The sequence below is a fragment of the Vibrio sp. 10N.237.312.B06 genome, from assembly GCF_041464685.1.
In the GTDB taxonomy this organism is placed as follows: Bacteria; Pseudomonadota; Gammaproteobacteria; order Enterobacterales; family Vibrionaceae; genus Vibrio; species Vibrio tasmaniensis_A.
The window spans coordinates 29335-48684 of the sequence record NZ_JBFSPI010000014.1; the positions used below are offsets into that span (position 1 = coordinate 29335).

Here is a 19350-nt window from a genome sequence, read left to right on the forward strand (position 1 = left end):
TCGCATCGAACAAAATCGGCAGGCTCTCTACTATAGGGGACCTGCTTCTTTAATATGGAACTGTATGAAAAGCACCGAACTCAATTTAATTCCTATATTTGTTGCTATCTATGAAGAGCAGAACTTATCTAGGGCTGCTAATCGCATGGATATAAGCCAACCTGCTGTGAGCAAAGCGCTTGCACGGTTGCGAGATATCTATGACGAGCCACTGTTTCACCGAACCACATCAGGCGTAGAGCCAACCACATTCGCTATTGATATCTATCCGGCAATGGCCGCTGCGCTAAAAAACTTTACGTCTACCTTATCCGCATCAAGAGATTTCGACCCCAAAACTTCAGGGCGCGTGTTTTCCATTGCCTGCGTCTCGGCGGCGAGCTACGAAATGATGCCAAGAGTGATGCAGTTAATCAGCCAAGTTGCACCTGGTATCGCATTAGAAGTTCACCCTCTATTTACGGAAGATTACGAGTCTGATTTAAGGCTTCAAAGACACGATGTTATTATCGATATGACACCTAAAGGAAGAACCATGCTCAAGCATGAGGTGATTTCTAAAGAGGAACTGGTGGTGGTGTGCCGTAAGGACCATTCTACAATTGGTGATACGATCGATATGGAGCAGTTCCTATCAGTTGAGCATGTGGTTGTATCTCGTTGGCATGCACGTAAAAGCTTATTGAGTTCTGAACACTACAGTGACCTTGAAAAGCGCAGAATAGTCTATCGTGCTGCGGGTGTTGTTGAGATGCTGCCAGTTATTGAGGGCTCTGATTACATCGGAGTGTTACCTATGTCATCGGTGCGCTGTTTTTCTGAAAAGTACGCGGTTAAAACACTACCACTACCATTCGAATTGGAAGACCTCGATATGTGTATGATTTGGCACCCGAGTCGCACTAATGAACCTAGCCACAAGTGGTTGCGGGCTAAGATCAAAGCGGCAGCAAAAGACATATCAAGTTAACCTTTGAAGGGAGTTTAATGGAAAATGTTTGTGCGAATAGCCGTTATTCCTAGCACTGACATACGTTGATTGCCTAACAACAGGCAATCAAAAAGAGCCGCTTATCTGTTTTGACTGAGTCAGTCTGAATTGATAAGTGGCTCTTTTACTTGGTGTGGGTTTCGACATTAAAATGAAGAAACCTCAATGACGTCTATTATTCGGTAATTTCTTGCAGCACTTCTCCAATTGAACCACTTGGTTGAGTGATACCCAGTTTGTTCGAAAGCGTTGGTGCAATGTCGTATGGCGTGACTGGACGTGAGATTTTCTGAGCTTCAACGTCGTAGCCTGCGAAGATGACAGGGACATGTGTATCGTACTTCCATGGCGAGCCATGAGTCGAGGCGATTTGAAGGCCTTCCATGTCGTTAATGTAGCTACGTGGAGCAAATACCACATACACATCGCCAGAACGAGCAGGGTGGTAGTTGTTCTTAATGAGCTGCATTACATGAGTATCAGGCACTCGGTTCGCTGCAATATCGCCGCTTGATACTGCAAACGCCACTCCCTTCACTTTCGCTATTTCATCGGCGATCGCTTCCTGTACTTTAGCTAGGTCAAGTTTCTTCTCTGCGATTAAATCGTGATTCAGATAAATATAAGGCTGTGCGTACAAGCGTATTGCGTCTTTGGATAAACCAAACTCATCTTTTAGCCGTTTCTCTACGCCACTCGATAGCAGTGTGTCTTTATTGAAGTATTGAGCTTGATTGAAGCCAAGCGCATTTGCCGCAGGTGAAGATTCAGGTACACCGTGGTCGGCAGACAACACAATTAATGTATTATTTAGCCCGACTTGGTTATCGACGGTTTTAAGAAGCTTAGCGATCGTCTTATCAAGTCGGATAAGGTTGTCTTCTGTCTCTAGGCTTTCAGGGCCGTATAAGTGCACCACGTAGTCGTTTGATGAAAAACTTACAGACAGGTAATCGGTCACGTCACCTTGGCCTAGCTTCTCTTGCATCAACAGTGTGCTTGCAAAGTTTTCTGTGATCTCGTCACCGGCCGGGCTAACGGTTAGCGTTGTGCTGTAGTACTTGTAACTTGCAGGGCCATAAGGGTGAGGAAAGGTGCGTTGGAAGTCACCGAGTTTCACTTTGTGTTCGGTATCGTGCTCTTGAAGCGTGTACTTTTCACGTGGTAATGAGAGCTCCCACTTCTGTTTCGAGTACTGAGCAGCAATCGCTTTCTCGTTCCAACGTGATACCCAATCTGGATACTCGTCGTAGTAATAGTTGCTGGTGACAAATTCAGATTGCGCTTTGGAGAACCAGAAGGCTTTACCACTGTGTCCCGCCAATGAGATTGCGCCGCGGTCTTTCACTGATACACCGAACACTTTTGATTTGCCACTATTGGAAATCGTCAACTCGTCACCAAACGTGGTGGAAAGTATTGGCTCTGGAGAGCGTCCATCACCTTGTGCTGTCTTCTGCGTTGGGTCTATCTCTGTTGCTTTGTCGACACCCGCACCAGAGGTCAGCATTTTGTAGTTGCCGTCTTCTACGTTATACACCAAACGCTCTTCGCTACGGTCATACCAAACGTTACCTACCATGCCGTGTACGCTCGGTGGAGCGCCGGTTGCAAGCGACACATGGCCCACGATCGTTTCCGTGTTGCTATGTTGATAGTTCGCGTTGGTGTAGTAAGTACCGTCATCCATTAAGTACCGGAAACCACCTTCACCGAAGTTGTGCTTATATCGTTCGATAAGATCTGCGCGCAGGCCATCTACCGTGATTTGAAGGACTAGATTTGGCTTCTCTGCTGCTGAGACAGGGAAGGCACAGAGTAACGCGAGTGTAAGTCCTGAAAGCTTGGTGTATTGCATAGAAGTTCCTTATTCAGCGTTGCCGCAGAGTTCTAACGTTTGGTCAGATTTCTAACGTGTGTCAAATTTCTAATGTGTGTATAGTGCAAGTCGTATTTTAGTATTGCTTGTGAAGATTGTTGATTCATAACCGTTGGCACCTTTAGTTAGTTCATGTCTTTAACTAGCTCACAGCTTTAGCTAGTTCGTATCCTTAACTAAACGCAAGCCCATGTCCGACATAGTGATCGATTGGCTTGCGAAGTCGCGACGGTAACTTTCAGATTCATTTTCGTCATAAGCAAAGCTGCCACCGCGAACCGATTTATGTGATAAACCAACGTCGCTGTGTTTTGCGTTGTTAGGATTGTCTGTTGGACCGAATCGATAGAAGGTGTCATCGAAGGCATCAATCACAAACTCACCCACGTTTCCGGTCATGTCATATAAGCCTAGTTCATTTGGCTTCTTTAGCCCGACTGGATGTGCGCTATTTTTTGAATTTGCTGAGTACCACGCAACATCATCTAAGTTATTGGAACCACTGTAAGTATAGCCTTTGCTCTTGTTGCCACCCTTCGCTGCAAACTCCCATTCAGCTTCAGTCGGCAGGCGGTATTCTTCACCAGTAAGTTCGTTCAACTGTTCAACGAAATAGTTCGCTTGTTGCCAGCTTAGGTTATTGACCGGAACTTGCGGGTTTTGGAAATAACTGAGAGATGAACCCATCACTGATTCGAACAATTCTTGAGTCACCTCAAACTTCGCAATGTAGAAACTATCTACAGTTATATCTCGTGCAGGTCGTTCTGCTTTGGTCGCTTCAGGATCGTTCGAACCCATGGTGAATGTACCACCTTCAACTAGCACCATTTGTTGGTCAATTTGTTGGGCGATGGGGTGTGTAGGCACGCTCGCACAGCCGCTTAGGAAAATAGTCATGGTGACGCTGGTGATCGCCGCTATTTGTTTGTAATTAAAAAATTTCATCACGTGCCTCGAATGTTCGAAATAGAGGGCAATTTTAGCGTTTAAGGTCATTCCTATTGGTTATAAAGGGTATAACATGCCACTGATTGAAATAGGCATTATGATGGCTACAGACACTAAGATAGGTAGATAAATCATGCACATTACTCAAGGTCCACAATACAATGGTAAAGCGTCTAAACGCTTGCATGTTATGGCTAAGCCAATTGGCGCAGCGTGCAACATCGACTGTAAATATTGTTATTATCTAAGTAAGCAAGATTTGTTAGAGTACAAGAAAGGCAGTTCTCCGAGAATGGATGATGAGACGTTAGAAACCTACATCCGACAATATATCGAAGGTCAAAACACGCCTGAAATTATCTTCTCATGGCAGGGCGGCGAGCCAACTATGCTGGGTTTAGCGTACTTTGAAAGAGTGGTTGAGCTACAAAAAAAGTACCAGCCTGAAGGTGTGTTGATTTCTAATGACCTACAAACCAATGGCACACTGCTCAATGACGATTGGGGCCTATTCTTAGCAAAGAATAACTTCCTGATAGGCTTGAGTATTGATGGTCCTGAAATGCTGCACAATGCGTATCGCGTTAACAGAGCAGGCCGTGGCACATTCAAACAAGTGATGGCGGCGGTTGAGTTGCTGCACAAACATCAAGTTAAATTTGCAACGTTGACTTGTGTGAATAACCTCACCAGTCAAAATGCACTTGAGGTGTATCGCTTCCTACGTGATGTGGTGAAGTCTCCACAAATGCAGTTTATTCCTATCGTTGAACAGAAAACCTTTAGAACGGTTGCGCCACAAATATCCCAAGTGAGTGAGCAGCTAAAACAAGGCGACAAACGCCTGATCCCCGGCCATAAAGACTCGATCATGGAATCGTGGTGCGTGTCGGATTTAGCTTGGGGTAACTTCCTGATCTCTGTGTTTGATGAGTGGGCGAAGAACGACATCGGTAAAGTGTTCGTTCAGTATTTTGAAGCGAGCTTAGAAACGTGGATTGGTCGTCCGAATCCGCTTTGCACTCTGAATGAGATCTGCGGTAAAGGCCTAGCGATGGAGCCAAACGGTGATGTGTTCTCTTGTGACCACTACGTTTACCCTGAATACAAAATTGGCAATATCCACCACGAGAAGCTTGATGATTTAGCGTACAGCGCACCACAGCAAAAGTTTGGTTTTGCTAAATCACGCACAATGACCAGTCAATGTCAGCAGTGTGAGTACAAGTTTGCGTGTCATGGTGAATGTCCGAAAAACCGCTTTATCAAAACTCGTGCAGGCGAACCGGGCTTGAACTACTTATGTGCAGGCTGGCACAAGTTCTTTTCTCATGTCGACAATTCGATGGCTTATATCGCTCGTGCGATGGGGCACCCAGTGGCTCATGGCAAATTCAGGGACTCAGTATTGATGGCACATCGTGCAAAACAGGCGCAACAAGCCACGTTCGAGACCAAGTTTTAACTTGTTCTTTGGATCAAAAGGTCCAAGATAAATTTAATCAGATACGAGTCTAAGGACAGGCTAAGTTCTCCAGTTTAAGGTAATACTATGATGAAGAAGAGTTTAGCGACGGCTGTTGCTCTATTAGTTTCAACGTCCGCATTAGTTTCAACGTCCGCCTTGATTTCAACGTCAGCAATGGCTGCCAATAGTGTTCAACAAACCGTTGACGCACCAGCACAAAATATCGATCAAGTGCTCAAAATGACGGACACACAAACCCGCATTCAACAGTTGTCTTACATGGCTCAAGATCAGAATCAATCTGTTGAAAATCGTACTGGTGCACTGCAAGAGCTTACTTCATACCCAAGCCAAAATGCGCTGGTGGCGGTTGCAAGAGGCTTAAAAGATCAAAACCCTGAAGTTCGTGAAGCGGCGGTTATCGGTTCTGAACCTTACCAACTGGAGCATCGTTGGGCGTTAGTTTCCCCCCTGCTAAAAGACACTGATACCATGGTTCGTCACACGGCAACGTCAAATCTGATTCGTGACTTTAATGCGTTAGATGACCAACAAAAAGCACAAATTGAACCACCAGTACAAGAGTTGATTAGCTTCTTGGAAACGCAAGAATCTGAAAAATTTCAACTGTTGTTTGCTGATGTTCTTCGCTGGCACAACGAGTGGGATAAGGCGGAAACGGTTTATCTGGAGCTCATCAACACTCATCCCAGAGACCCACAAGTTTGGTTGAGCTACGCGGACAACTTCCGAGTTCAGAATAAAGATCAACAAGCGGTCGAGCTATTGGATCGTGGTTTGAAGAATGTACCGGACAATGCAGCGATGCACTATTCTAAATCATTAACTTTGGTTCGCCTTGAAGACAAAACAGCAGCAGCCCAAGAGATTGAAGTAGCCGCGAAGCTAGCGAAAGATAACAGCTACTATTGGTACCTAAATGGGGTATTACAAGAAGAGTTGGATATCGACAAGTCGACTAAATCGTTCGAGAAAGCGTATTTGATCTCTGGCTCTCCAGAACAGTTATACGCGGTATGCGATATTTATGTACGCTATGGCAATGAAAAAACAGATGATTGCTTGGGTGAGCTAGGTAAAGTGGCTCCTGATTATGTTATTGAACAGTTGAAAGAGAAACGAGTCGCGCCAAGCTCATAATCTTTAGATGGGTTAATGGTAAGCTGATAAACCGTTATTGAGAAAGCCAGTCGAATATTCGACTGGCTTTTTTGGATCTTAATTGCTGCAAGTGACCATCGATTTGAATTCGAGCTAAAAAACAAAACTCAACATGATGGTGTAGAGCAATGCATCTTTATCGGTTTTAGGGGCGTCAATAAAGGCACCGTTTGACCTACGAGCTTCGAAGAATTGCATTTCACCATTGATAGATATATTTGACATCAAGTCGTAATCTACACCAACTAAGTAGCTATTCCCTTCTAAGTGCTCATTGGCGTTAAATTGCGCGCCGTATACTACGTAAGGTGTGAATACTCCTAAATGGTAACCTAGGCTGGCGTACATGGATGAAGAAACGTCACTGATTTGACCTTCGCTCGCCAATACCGCTTGGCCAAATTCATATTCAGCGCCTAGCGACCAAAGTTGGATGTGTTGGTTGTCTGCTGTTGGAAGCGTGCCAACGTTTTTAATTTTTGTCGTTTGATCGAAATTTGAATCAAGGAAAGATAAGTTCCAACGATAGTTATCACCACTTAATTGAAGGTTTGCACCAAACATTCGATTTGTTTCGAATTCCAGCTCGGTTGTCGAATTGAACTCTACTTCATTCTTATCTTTGATTCCGACAAATGGAGAGAGTTGTAGGGTAGCTTCATCGGTTACATCATGAGTCCAACTCACTTTGACACCGTTGAAAGCGGTAATACCAAGAACGCTGTTATACACCTCTGTCGGTGGTCTTGCCGTCATATAGGCTTGGCCAACATAATAGTATTCAGAGGCAAGGAATAGTGGCAGTCGTAATCGACCAATACTCACATCGAAGTCGTTAAATTCATAGCCCAAGTAAGCCCACTCGAGTTGAGGATCACTCCAATCATATTGGGGTGGTTTGACAACTTGTACGGAAGCTTTAAATGAGTTGTAAAAGTAATCGAGTTGAACTCCAAGTGTGGTATCACAGTCATAACAATTTTCATCGGTAAAACCATTGTTGATGATTAAAGGGGAGTCGTTATCTGATGTTGCCCAAGAAGTAGAACCAAATCCGCTTAACGAAAAATTATCGGTAAGTTCAATAATAGCGAAAGCCGGAGAGGCAATTGAAGCACATAGCACTGACGTAATTATTTTTTTCATATTATTTCTCCGAGCTTATAACGTATAGAACATTGGCATTTTCAGGGAGCGTCGAGAGCGGGGCGTACCCAATTCGATTGGGCTTGTCATCAAGCCAGTCAACCAAGGTTTCGGTGGACGCCGATTTAATCTCTCTTGGATAACGAGCTTTACCTGAGAAGGATAAGCTCGCCCAATGGGCATTCATTTGAGCTGCGTTTTTTCCAAGCAGTTGTTGGTAAAAAACTTCACGTTCGCTGCTGTTTTCAGGCCAATCAGAAAGTTCTACACGTTTACCATCGAGTCGTTTTGTTTTTCCTCTATACAGCTTCCTTGCTTTGTTTATCGATATTTCTTCAAATCCTGAATCTAAAGAGAATATGGCGTAATCTTCTGCGGCATGAGCTGGGCTGAGAAGAAGCAAGTTTCCTAATAGCCCTACCGCGACTGGCAATATGACTCTGCGTGGAAGTGTTTTTATTGTTTTAATCCAATCCATGGGTTTCTCCTAACAAGTCGCACTTTCTATTTGATGGAATAGCTTTTCTTTTCTTACGGGCTTCGCTACGTATCCATCCATGCCTGAATCAAAGCACTTTTGAATGTCATCATCGATAACACTGGCGGTTAGCGCGATGATAGGAGTTTTGCTTAAGCCTAGGTTTTTCTCATGCTCCCGAATCTCCTTAGTTGCTGTGAAACCGTCCATAACGGGCATCATGCAATCCATTAGTATAATGTCGAAACTACTGTCGTTTTGGTACATATCAACGGCAATTTGACCATTCTCTGCAATTTCAAAAGCGTAACCAGCCCTTGTTAGCATGACCGAAGCGACTTTTTGGTTAACTCGATTGTCTTCGACGAGCAGTATTCTTTCAGATTTGCTCGGAACCGGGTTTTGTTCTCTTTCCTCTGGCACAGTCCGTTTAGCTGCAGCATTAAGAATCGGCGTTACGGTCGCGGGTTTTTTCGTAGATTTAGTTTTGTAGGCAACAGGAAGTGGCATTGCTTCAACGGCGGCAAGTACTTTTTCTTTTAACATTTCAAATTTGAATGGCTTTGGCACATAGTCATCCATGCCCACGTCGAAACACCTTTGAATATCGTCATCAATAACACTGGCGGTCAGGGCAATGATAGGGATACGACGCGTGGCATTGGTCTCTTTTTCAACGCGGCGAATATTACTTGTCGCTTCAAAGCCATCCATAACCGGCATCATGCAGTCCATGAGTATTGCTGCGTAGTGAGGGTTCGATCTGAACATGTCCACGGCTTCCTGGCCATTATTCGCAAACTCGAATTCAAAACCACTTTTACCAACATGAAGCCCGGCAATTTTTTGGTTGACCTTGTTGTCTTCGACGATCAGAATTTTGTGTTGTATCTCTAGAGAAGGTTGGCTCGCCTTTGAAAGCTCAACCCGACCCTGTGTATCACAGAGCTCAACCGCTTTAATCAAACGTAAACCGAGTAGGGGCTGTGATACTTGAGCCGTAACACAATTGCCGATGTCAGCCGGCTCGCTCAAAAATGATCGAATCAAGCAGATAGTGATGCCGTTTTGGTGGAGCTTATCTAAGTCACTGGTATAGTCACTGGCTTGGAATGTATCATCTTCAGCAAAGACAACTGTGATTGGGTTAGCGTGCTTTTGAATCGTGAGTTGTTGTGTAAGCTCAGCTGTATCTCTCGTTTGTTGGGTTATTTCTAAACCATAGAGGTTAAGGTCCCATTCTATTCGTTTAGAGAGCATGTTCGCGTTACCTAGAACATAAATGTCGGCGGTTGCTGTGCTTGGTTTTGGCAACATTAAATCAATGGGTAATTCTAGATCGAAGTAGAAACAACTGCCTTTACCTTTGACGGAGTCGAGTTGGATCTGACCACCCATAAGTTCAACAAGCTGAGTACTGATCGCAAGGCCAAGACCAGTACCACCGAATTGTCTGGTCGTTGAATCATCTTCTTGAGCGAACGGTTCGAATATCTGTTTCTGTTGCTGTTTATCGATACCAATCCCCGTGTCTCGCACAGAAAACCTTAGGGTGACATTGTTTTCTGCTTTGTTTAGCGTTTGGATTGACAGGGTAACGCCACCTTCTGCTGTGAACTTCACCGCGTTCGACATAAAGTTCATCAAGATCTGTCTTAATCGGTGATCATCGATCATCACGCGTGCAGGTGTGTCTGGGCTGATATCAACGTTCACTGATATTTTTTGCTCTTTAGCTTTTGGCGCGACAATAGATGCGATGTCGTAAATGGATTCTCTAATCGATGCCGAATGCGGGCTGATTAATAGCATGCCAGATTCAATCTTAGAGAAGTCTAAGATGTCGTTGATCAGGCTTAGCAGTAGTTGGGATGAGGTCTCGATCGTATCTACATAATCACGTTGTGTTGGTGTAAGTGGTGTGTCTGACAGGATCTCCGAAATTCCGATAACGCCATTCAGTGGGGTTCGAATTTCATGAGACATATTGGCCAAGAAGCTACTTTTCGCTTTGCTAGCTTGTATCGCGTGGTCTTTGGCTTCTTCGGCGTCTTCTTTAGCTCGCTCTGCGTCTTCTTTAGCTATCGTTAACTTCTCTTTTGCATGTTCTCGTTCGATGGTGAGTCGCTCTACTTGCTGAGCAAATAGGCTGAGTTCGTCTTTGCCTTGAATCAGTTTGTCCAAAGAAGGGCGGGTATCATCGTTTTCATTTTTTAAGAACCTAAGAACTAGCCCAAGATTGTTGGTGACTTGTTTCGCTAAACTGAGGGTTAATCCCATAACAGTTGCTGCAAGCAACGTGACGATGGAAATAAATAGCGTTCTTTCTGTTTGAGCATCTGAGATCGCTTGAGCTACTTCGGCTTGGAACTCTTGTTTGATCACGTCACCTAAATTCTGCAACAGGCTTAGGCGAGCACTCATCGCATTGAGTCCGGTAGTGATCTCTTGTGGAGTCAATGCGCTTATTGTGGATGAACTATGAAGTGCGTGACGTATCTCTTGGCTTTTCATAAAAGCCTCATCTTTAAACACTTCAATCATGAGTGAAACTTGATGTGTATTGGCATTCAAGGACACAAATCTTTCTAAGAACAAAACTTGCCTAGCATTGAGGCTTTCAACCAACTCGGCTAGTTCAGAATCATACTCTTGATGATTTTGGTAAATATCGAAGAGCGAAGCGCTGAGCTTAAATTCTTCATTTGACCAAAACATCAACCACTCTAGTTGATGCAAGGCGGTGAGGTGCTGTTGAATCTCACGCTTGGTGATATCAAAAGGGACTTTCTCAATGGCCAACAACAATTGTTGGTACAAGTCACTTTGCCACTCAATCGCATCCAGCTTATCGAAACTGTCGGTCGTTTTCATAGTCGACAAGGTTGCCTCACTGAAGTCGGCCAGCAGTTGGTTCACTTCTTCGGAACTGTTTAGAAATATGCTGGGTGAAAGTGCTTTGAGCTCGGCATTTACCTTAGCACTTCGATTAACGAACTCTTCAGTGTTTGGGGCCAAAGTACTTCGATACAAGACAGAGATATCTTCAAGGTAAATTGCTAACTGATTGGTTCGCTCAAAATCGTTTAACTGCGTAGTCAGAAAGTAAGCTTGTCTACCGGCTAAGAAAAGGAGCAATGAGATCGGTAGTAGAACTAAGCCAAAGAGTTTATGTTTAACTGAAAGGTTATTCCAGACCGTAAGTGTCGACATATTAAGGATCCATCCAACTGGTTTTATATAAAAACAGTAGAATAAAAATGCCGATATGGAAACTTTGAAACTGTAAATTTAATGGAAGTGTGGGAGGGGTATAAGTTCTTGTGATTCCACAGCTTATTTTGAAATAGCTTCTCTTGCTAGCAATTTATAGCGTTTGGCGGTCGGTTTGATTTTGATGCTTATTGATGAGTATCTTAAAAAGCGAGTTAATTAGGGTGATTTTTATCGAGACTTAGTTCAAATAGAAGTTGCTCTACCACCGTTTTTGCAGAAGGTTCTAGCGCCCAAACACCGAGCATTCTGTTCAGTGCAGCGCGGTACACTCTGTTTTTGAGTAGGAAAGCGAGCGTACGCGTATCGTTGCTCAGAACATTTGATTGTACGACGGTTAACTCAGCTTTGTTCTCGATATCGATTTTCTGAAGATTGAAAGCGGGTAGAAAGGCACACTCATACCAAACTTCTATGATCTCTCGAAGTTCGATTTCCTCTTCAGGCACATCGCAGCCCTGAAGTTGATGGTTTTCAGGAATTGCGGATAAGTAAGCTACATCAAGCTTGTCTGCAACGAATGTGTACATTTGCTTCCTTTTTATCGGTGATTTTAGAGCGAATCATCTCTCTCACTTATGTTTTTGTCAATTACATCCATTTATCTAACGAGTAATTTGTGAATAAGCATCGTCGTGTTTAACTCAAGCTATTTAAGTATTTGTCTGTTAAGCCAAAATATTTCAAGTTGCCATCAGGTTCTAGAACCAAACTCATATTGGAAGTAGCGATCAAACCGGGATCATTGGTCGAAAAAATGACGGTTTTATTCAGCAACTTATCGCTGAACAGGCGGTTAAAATACTGGGCGTTTTCATTTTCAGCCCCGTTGAACGGTTCATCAATGATTATCAGAGATTGCTCACAGTTGCCTAAACCAAGTGCCAAACGCAGCTTTTGTTGAATGCCATTGGGAAGAGCTTTGCACTTATCGACACTCAATTGAGTCGCCAAGCCTTCTGGCAGCCATTCGTCTAGCTCGAAGAAGCTCACCATCTCCTGCATTTTCTCTGTCGGAATCAATCCATTGTGTAAAATGAAATTGGTCTCCAAAGAACCTTCGAAAATGTGCAAATTGAAAGGGATGTAGTTAATCGACGTGCGATAGCGATAACTGTTGAATTGCTTAATGTTATAGCCATCGACAGACACCGCGCCCTGATAACGATCTTCTAAACCAGCCATGATTGAAATGAGCGTGGTTTTTCCACAGCCAGTCGGGCCACATATGACGACTTTTGCACTGGGAGGTATCTTGAAACCAAGGTTGGTTAACCCTGTTGCTGCCCCTGTGTAACGGTGGCTGACACCACTGCCCACAATACTTCCTTGGAACAGCCGAATAGGCGGGCTTTTTTCTAGCGTTAGCTTGTCGTCATTCATCGACATTAAATTGTTTATCTGTGCCGATGACGCCTTGATGGATTGAAACTTAGAAATTGAGTTATAGATGCCCATTATCGGGCCTAGTGCTTTCCAAACGAGAATAACGGTTGCGAGCATCGCGCCCGCATCAGAAGTGCCTTCCATGACTCCGATTACTGCGGTCACGATACTTGCAGTACCAATCACCTGAATCAAACTACCGCCAGCAGCCTGAATTTTACTGTTGGTTACAGCTACATTCTCCGCATCACTAGTGCTTTGCATATGGGAGGCACTAAAACGAGATTGAACCACGCGCAGTAAAGGCAAACCTTGAATGGTCTTGATACCACGAAGGATTTCATTCCATTGATAAGAGACCATGGCGTTAGCGCGAGAGCTTTTAGATGTAGCTTGTGAGTAGATGTAACGAGAGTAAACACAGAACACCAACATTAATATTAAGCCACCCATCACCACAAGTGCAGCCGTGCCAGACATCAGAGCAATCGCAATGATGAATACAATAACAAACGGCATATCAAAATAGCTAAGCGTTGATTCTGCAGTCACTAAGCGTCGGAACGTGTCGATATCTTTCAAGCGAGCTAACTGAGAAGAGACCCCAGCAGTGGATGTCATCGCATAAGGTAGCCACAGCAGCTTAGATATAACGGCTTGCGAGATGTGCACGGCGAGGTCTTTACCGGACGTGGCAATGATATTTACCCGCATCTTTTTAAAGAAATACTCCGAGAAGCCAACAATAATGGCGAATAAGGTTAACCAATACAGTGTCGCCTCAGAACTCGAAGTCAGTGCGAAGTTATAGACACTCATGATGAAGAATGGCTGCAATGCACCGAGAATACTGATGACGAAGCTCAGAATGATCAGGCTTTTAAGTTCATTGTTGTAACGATAGAAAGCGTATTTTATCCAATTGCTTCTGTCTTGCGATTCCGGAGGTGGTTCGCGGAACAGACGAGAGTACTCGCTAATAGAAATCAGCAAGCAGGGCTTTTTACACATTGGGTATTCAATGGTGTTGTTGTTCGTGTAATCAAACAGCAGCAACTTCCCATCTTTTGTCCCTAAGAAGATGGCACTGAGGTTTTCTATCTCAATAAAGCACGGGTGAGGATATTTATCGATATTCTCGAGTGTCTTTAGTTTGGTCACATCACAGCGGTATCCAAGGCGCTCTATGGTTGCTGTAAAGCTATCGCCGTCTTTGGGTTTTGGAATAAAAGCATCGCTGAGTATAGCGGGCGTGCCTTCCCATTCGAGCGCTATCAAGGTGTAGGCCAAACCACGAATAAGTGGCGATTGACTGTAACGTTCGTCGTATCCACTAGATTCAAAATCCAAAACACGTTGCGGCACATTATTGAAGTCTACTAGGATACTCATTGGTCACCTCCGGTAAGTTTTACGCGTTTGAGGCGGTGGTTAAGTTTATCCATCTTATTGCTGGCGATGATTAAGATTTTGTCATTGGCGCGATAAGCCGTACTGGTGAGAACGACTCTCGCAAACTCCTCATCAAACACACAATCGATGTCATCGAATATCAATACACGCTTACTGGCGAGCAGGGCACGAACTAATAATAAGGCATAGCCAACTTGGCGTGAGAATGGGTTACGCATATGGCCTTTGAGTTCTGTATAAAAGCCGGCAGGAAGCCCATCAATTTGAGCTTTGATGTTCATGGTTTCACACAGTGCAAACGCCGTGTTATTCAAGCTTGGGCGGAAACAGGTGAGGTTATCGATAATCGTTCCTTCTACGAAAGAACTTGTCTTGTCGACCATCAATACACTGTTACGCCAAACGTTGTAATTGATGTCATCCAAAGGCGTGTCGTTAATCATGATATCGAGTTTGCTATCACTGTTCTGACGCGTAATACAGTTAGCGAGGTGGGTCTTACCGGAGCCGCTTTTCCCGGTAAGCAAATAGGTTTGTCCGAGTTCGAATTCGATACGCTGCTTTTCAGAATATTTAACAGAAATACGTTCTACTTCGGTTGTCTCATGTTGATGTTCAACAGAGGCCGCCAGTTCAAGAAGCTCGGCGATGCGCTGTATATGGAGCTTGTTCAATTCCCATCGGCTCGCAGTACGCATCACTTGTTGGTAGGGCGCGAAGTAACGGTTGGTCAGCATGATGATCGCGGCCATGATGCCTTGGCTTGACTCCATATTGATCACGGCTGTTGCCAATACCACAACAACACAAGCAATCGAGAGTTGTTGGATGAGCGCTAAGATCAAGCCAAAATTCGATTCAATCTGTTCGTATTTGATGTTTTCAACTTCGCGCTCTTCAACCATTTGAGTCATCAGGCTTTCAACGCGGTATTCCATGTTTCGCGCTTTAATATCCAGCGGGCTTGAAATGATTTCAATGATCTTGGACGTCGTTAAGCCCTCTATATCGGACTTGTTCTGTAAGCTGCCAATCTTTTGCTTAGAAAGGCTCCAAGCGAAAATAGCTAAAATTAGCGAGGCAATCAGAAGCGTCACGCCAGCCCATATGTTGATAAGGCCAATAATGAGGATGGTAATCACACTGACGGCAAGATTGATCAGCGCTCGAACTGATTCGCCACCAAAGAAGGTTTTAAGCTCTGGAATGGTTGAGATTCGTTCTAGGTATTCGCCCGGTTCTAAGCGGCGGAATTTTGAGATCTCAGCCAAACAGATGGATTGAAATACCTTATTGGTTAAGTTGGTCTCAAACTGCCTCATGATGACAGAGGAAATCTTCTCTTCCTGATTTTTTAAGTGATAGTCGAGGAAGATAGAAATCAAGATAATCGCGAACAATAAGAACAGAGTATCTTGAGCTTGGTTGGGTAATACTCGGTCAAAAATGATCAGAATAGAGAAGGGCAGTACCAAGCCAAACAGGGTCGATATTATCGTTGAGAAAGTCAGATAACACTTATCTGCCATGTTGATCTTTTGCGAAAACTGCTCAGTTTGCATTGCGACCTCCTTTCCTCAATGACTCCGTTGAGAGAAGGTGTTTAGGCACCAAATCTTGATTGTCTCGTCCCTCAATATCGCTCATTAATTGCATGATGCTCTCTATCGATTGAATTGAGAGTATGCCTTTAATTTGCTCAAGCTTGATGGTCTCGATGATGTAGTCGTATCGTGCGCTTTCATAGTCTCTCAAAGCACTGAACAGTTTACTTTCCGCCGCTAGCAAGTCGGTGATGGTACGCGTGCCTAATTGGTAGGCTCTTTGAATCCCTTTATAAGAGGCGTAGTTGGCGCGAATGATGTTTTCGAAACTGCTTATAGACTGCGAGAAATCGTTAATGTTGAGCACTGAGGTATTCACGCTGTTACGTGTGGTATAAAGCGAATCTTGGTAAAGCAGCTCAGTACGTTCGATGGCCGTCGATGATTTTTGATAGCCATAGTAATCAGAACCACCAGACAAGATAGGCACGGCGAGGTTTAAGCCAACACTGGTTGAGTTACTTTCACCTGTTGCTGTAATGTCGGTTTTATCGTAGTTATTGGCATCATCGTGTCGATAGCTGGCTGAAAGCGAAACGGTCGGTAAGAAGTTCGAACCGCTCTCTTTTAAGCTTCTGCGGCTTCTCTCTACGTTTTTCTTTGCCACCAACAAGTCGTTGTTGAGCTTTAACGCCTGATCCATGATCGTGCGTTGCTCGGTTTCGTTGATCTCTTTTAACGGCACGCTTTCGTATATGTCTTGCGACGGAGTGATAGGGTATTGAATTTGAATAGAGAGCCCGTTGAGAATGACACGACGATCTTTCTGCAAGGTTCTTAGTCTGTTCGACACACCTTCTTTCTGAGCAATCACTTCGTACAGCTCACTGGCTGCGGTGTTACCTAGCTCTACATTGCGTCGCATTTGATGTTCACGCGTTTCGGACGATTTAAGCTCAACCTTGGTCGCTTTAATTTGGGCGTTGTTTTTTAAATACTCAAAGTATTGAGACCCGATTTCCGAAATGGTGCTTTGGACTTTGTTCTCGTGTTTAATCTCTTCAATATTGAAGTCGAGTTTTGCCGTCCCATATTTAAAAATGTCACCAAGATTGAATATGGATTGGGATAACGAAAGGCTGTAGCTGTTTGAGTTATAGCTAGAGGTTTCATCGGGTACGCTCGATAGCAAGGTTTCATTCTCGTTCCATGTGGTATCGGCAGCACCATTGAGTGAAGGCAGAAATTTAGAGCGACTGATCCCAATGTTGTATTCGTTCTCTTCCACACCTTTATCACTGGCGCGAAGAGACAGGCTGTTTTGCAGGCCGAGCTCTACCGCTTCAAGCAGGGTCGTCGCCGATGCTGAAGGTGTCGTGCTTAATACAAGTGCAGCCATGATGCTGCTAGTTAAGTTTTTGTACCGCCACATACTTGTTGATCACCTTGATGATTTGGTCGCTTTTATAAGGTTTGCTGATCACGTAATCCATTCCGGCCTCAATACAAGCCTGGTGTTCGTTACTGCTGGTCAATGCGGTTGCCCCTATGATGGTGCAAGGGTTTTTCTCGTTTTCTTGTTCAAACTGGCGAATGCGTTTGGTCGCTTCAATGCCGCCCATACCTGGCATGATGCAGTCCATGAAAATGATGTCAGAACGTTTATTCATGAAGTGCTCAACTGCGTCGGCACCATCGCCAACCGTATCTGGTTCATACTCTTGTTTGGTGAGTATTCGTTTAAGTAAGATTTGTTGAACTCGGTCATCCTCTACGATAAGGAATGAGCTGTTCTCCATCTGCTCTTCTGATGCTTCTGCTTCCATAATGGTGAGTAAGTTCGGAATAAACTCATAAGGAATCGCAGGGGAGTTGATGATCTTATCGACGAAGCTGTGACACTCTTGTGCATGCTGAGTATTGGTTACTGAAAGCAACAGCTTGGTATTTGGGTGACTCTTAAGTTGAGATTTCACCGTTTTACTGAGTGATGGTAACTTGTTGGGTTCAAAAGTATCGGTCAACATGATGGCATCGTACTCACCAAAGGTCTTCGCCGCTGAAAACAACTCATTTGCAGTGCGGATTTCAGTGATATCAAGCCCCAAGTTATTGAGCATTTTCTTCATTACATCGATACGAACTTGTGTATTGGCGCATAGCAGTAAACGCTTGCCGTCGAAGCGAGTTTTCTCTGTATGGAAATTCTTCGCCTTGAGATCAAGCTCGATCTGAAAACGCTCCTGTGTACCCGATTGGAACCAGTGACTTTCGTAATACCCGTAATCTTTTAATACGCTTTTCGCTAAGTCGTCTGTGTTAGCAGTATGGTGTTTATGATCGCTCCAATGGAGCTTATTGAGTTTGGCAACAGAGACATCTAACGTTGAAAGGAAGTTAAGATTGATGGTGACACGTGTATTTTCCATATCCGAAGCGGCGCCAGACTCTATTGTCACGAATAACTTCTTGTTTGATTTAAGTTGGATGGCGTTAGAAAGTTGCAGAAACAAGATCCAGAACAAGCTGGTGGATTGGCCTTCAACACGGTTCGGCAAATTGTCAGAGATAAAGCAGTCGAGTTGACCTTCGTTCCTCTGTACTTTGGCGCTGATATGAATCATCAATTCAGACAACACGCTCAGTAGCGAGAATTCCTTCGACTTACTTTCCGTACCCTGTGAAATCAAACGGTTATAGTTTTCTGCTAACTCAGATAAGGTACTACACGCAGAGGTAATATCCTTCGCCATCAATACGCCGTTTTCATCGGTTTCTTGAACCAGATATTGGACACCGCCGTTGATGGTGTTGGTGATACCGCGGATCTCATACCCGATTAGCGCATACAGTTGTTTGTAGAGGTCGTTATTGCGCTTTTGGTCTTCCAATTTACTGAAGATCAGTTTGAGGTGAGAGTAGATCTGGCGTTGCTTCGGATTGATGCTCACTTCATTCAGAAGCTCTTCGAGTCTTTGTAAGTCGAGTTGTTTCAGCTCTTGATAGAGGGCATCGAACTCATAGTCGATTTCTCGTTCATTAGAGCTGGATTTCTTCAGCTTTAACATAGCAACTGAATTCGATAGGACCGTGATTACTGCCAGTATCACGACCACCATAAACAACCAGATAAAGAACTCGTTTTTCTCTGACATCAAGTCGCTCGCATGGTTGTTGAACATGGTGCGGTAGTTGTCGTCCATTTGTAGGTAGTTGTTGGTCAGTGACAGGTATAAGTCGAGTACGTCGTTGCGTGTTTTAGTGCTGTCGGAAAAGCGATTGATCGCTAATTCAAGTTGGGTGTATTCAGTCGCGCCAACCAAGCTGAACTCAGTTTTGTTCAAAGAGGCTAGCGATCTAAATTCATCTATTTCACGCTTCAAGTTAACTAGATTGAATTCGTTAGTACCACAAGTGTCGGTACTTAAGCACTGCTGTAGAGTTTGAATATCTTGTTCGATGGTCTGATTAAGCTTCTGAGCTTGTATGAGCAGTGGGGCACTTTGCACTTGAGCGACCGAATCTACTTTTGACCAAGAAAAGTATAAATAGAAAGCGAGCGCCGCCAGTACTACGCTGAATAATATGCTCAGACGTAGAACGGGTACGGAAATGTTATAAGAAGGTTTTCCGCTCATT

At 44.1% G+C, this 19350-nt stretch carries 13 protein-coding genes; 3 read left to right on the forward strand and 10 right to left on the reverse strand.

What is annotated here, in order from left to right; all coding sequences use genetic code 11:
• The first annotated feature begins 64 nt into the window (after window positions 1-64).
• The gene (locus AB6C75_RS05875; RefSeq protein WP_372107281.1) at window positions 65-970 is read left to right on the forward strand and encodes a LysR family transcriptional regulator; all 906 of its coding nucleotides are present in this window, start codon (window positions 65-67) and stop codon (window positions 968-970) included.
• A 196-nt stretch (window positions 971-1166) separates the two neighbouring features.
• Here the strand turns inward: AB6C75_RS05875 and AB6C75_RS05880 are convergent, their stop codons facing one another.
• On the reverse strand, window positions 1167-2849 hold the full coding sequence (locus tag AB6C75_RS05880) for an alkaline phosphatase family protein (protein ID WP_372107283.1): 1683 nt from the start codon (window positions 2847-2849) through the stop codon (window positions 1167-1169).
• A 180-nt stretch (window positions 2850-3029) separates the two neighbouring features.
• Window positions 3030-3818: a formylglycine-generating enzyme family protein gene (locus AB6C75_RS05885; protein WP_372107284.1), complete on the reverse strand. Its 789-nt coding sequence runs from the start codon at window positions 3816-3818 to the stop codon at window positions 3030-3032.
• A 136-nt stretch (window positions 3819-3954) separates the two neighbouring features.
• Between AB6C75_RS05885 and AB6C75_RS05890 the strand changes: the two genes are divergently transcribed.
• Window positions 3955-5286 (forward strand): anaerobic sulfatase maturase, encoded by a 1332-nt coding sequence (locus tag AB6C75_RS05890; protein WP_372107286.1) that lies wholly within the window; start codon window positions 3955-3957, stop codon window positions 5284-5286.
• Window positions 5287-5373: 87 nt separating this feature from the next.
• Complete coding sequence (locus tag AB6C75_RS05895) at window positions 5374-6450, forward strand: hypothetical protein (RefSeq protein WP_372107287.1); 1077 nt, start codon at window positions 5374-5376, stop codon at window positions 6448-6450.
• Between the two features lie 114 nt (window positions 6451-6564).
• On the opposite strand, the gene AB6C75_RS05900 is transcribed toward AB6C75_RS05895, so the two are convergent.
• From AB6C75_RS05900 to AB6C75_RS05935, 8 genes are all read right to left on the reverse strand, one after another.
• Window positions 6565-7617: an ABC sulfate transporter permease gene (locus AB6C75_RS05900; RefSeq protein WP_009844969.1), complete on the reverse strand. Its 1053-nt coding sequence runs from the start codon at window positions 7615-7617 to the stop codon at window positions 6565-6567.
• A 1-nt stretch (window position 7618) separates the two neighbouring features.
• A complete protein-coding gene (locus AB6C75_RS05905; protein WP_009844970.1) occupies window positions 7619-8095 on the reverse strand; it encodes a hypothetical protein in 477 nt (158 codons plus the stop codon).
• A gap of 9 nt (window positions 8096-8104) precedes the next feature.
• Complete coding sequence (locus AB6C75_RS05910) at window positions 8105-11308, reverse strand: response regulator (RefSeq protein ID WP_372107289.1); 3204 nt, start codon at window positions 11306-11308, stop codon at window positions 8105-8107.
• 215 nt (window positions 11309-11523) lie between these two features.
• Complete coding sequence (locus AB6C75_RS05915; RefSeq protein ID WP_372107291.1) at window positions 11524-11898, reverse strand: hypothetical protein; 375 nt, start codon at window positions 11896-11898, stop codon at window positions 11524-11526.
• A gap of 109 nt (window positions 11899-12007) precedes the next feature.
• On the reverse strand, window positions 12008-14146 hold the full coding sequence (locus AB6C75_RS05920; RefSeq protein WP_372107293.1) for an ATP-binding cassette domain-containing protein: 2139 nt from the start codon (window positions 14144-14146) through the stop codon (window positions 12008-12010).
• On the reverse strand, window positions 14143-15729 hold the full coding sequence (locus AB6C75_RS05925; protein ID WP_372107295.1) for an ABC transporter transmembrane domain-containing protein: 1587 nt from the start codon (window positions 15727-15729) through the stop codon (window positions 14143-14145). The genes AB6C75_RS05920 and AB6C75_RS05925 overlap by 4 nt, the downstream gene beginning before the upstream one ends.
• Window positions 15719-17143, reverse strand: coding sequence for a TolC family protein (locus tag AB6C75_RS05930; protein WP_372107297.1), 1425 nt, complete (start codon window positions 17141-17143; stop codon window positions 15719-15721). The genes AB6C75_RS05925 and AB6C75_RS05930 overlap by 11 nt, the downstream gene beginning before the upstream one ends.
• Entirely contained in the window at window positions 17118-19349 is a 2232-nt protein-coding gene (locus tag AB6C75_RS05935) for a response regulator (RefSeq protein ID WP_372107299.1), read from the reverse strand. Before AB6C75_RS05935 ends, AB6C75_RS05930 begins: the two co-directional genes overlap by 26 nt.
• Between the last annotated feature and the right edge of the window lies 1 nt (window position 19350).

Coding starts and splice junctions, on each gene's coding strand:
- AB6C75_RS05930 (WP_372107297.1), bottom strand. CDS start 17,143: ATGTGGCGGTACAAAAACTTAACTAGCAGCATCATGGCTGCACTTGTA.
- AB6C75_RS05890 (WP_372107286.1), top strand. CDS start 3,955: ATGCACATTACTCAAGGTCCACAATACAATGGTAAAGCGTCTAAACGC.
- AB6C75_RS05895 (WP_372107287.1), top strand. CDS start 5,374: ATGATGAAGAAGAGTTTAGCGACGGCTGTTGCTCTATTAGTTTCAACG.
- AB6C75_RS05920 (WP_372107293.1), bottom strand. CDS start 14,146: ATGAGTATCCTAGTAGACTTCAATAATGTGCCGCAACGTGTTTTGGAT.
- AB6C75_RS05900 (WP_009844969.1), bottom strand. CDS start 7,617: ATGAAAAAAATAATTACGTCAGTGCTATGTGCTTCAATTGCCTCTCCG.
- AB6C75_RS05935 (WP_372107299.1), bottom strand. CDS start 19,349: ATGAGCGGAAAACCTTCTTATAACATTTCCGTACCCGTTCTACGTCTG.
- AB6C75_RS05915 (WP_372107291.1), bottom strand. CDS start 11,898: ATGTACACATTCGTTGCAGACAAGCTTGATGTAGCTTACTTATCCGCA.
- AB6C75_RS05885 (WP_372107284.1), bottom strand. CDS start 3,818: ATGAAATTTTTTAATTACAAACAAATAGCGGCGATCACCAGCGTCACC.
- AB6C75_RS05905 (WP_009844970.1), bottom strand. CDS start 8,095: ATGGATTGGATTAAAACAATAAAAACACTTCCACGCAGAGTCATATTG.
- AB6C75_RS05925 (WP_372107295.1), bottom strand. CDS start 15,729: ATGCAAACTGAGCAGTTTTCGCAAAAGATCAACATGGCAGATAAGTGT.
- AB6C75_RS05875 (WP_372107281.1), top strand. CDS start 65: ATGAAAAGCACCGAACTCAATTTAATTCCTATATTTGTTGCTATCTAT.
- AB6C75_RS05880 (WP_372107283.1), bottom strand. CDS start 2,849: ATGCAATACACCAAGCTTTCAGGACTTACACTCGCGTTACTCTGTGCC.
- AB6C75_RS05910 (WP_372107289.1), bottom strand. CDS start 11,308: ATGTCGACACTTACGGTCTGGAATAACCTTTCAGTTAAACATAAACTC.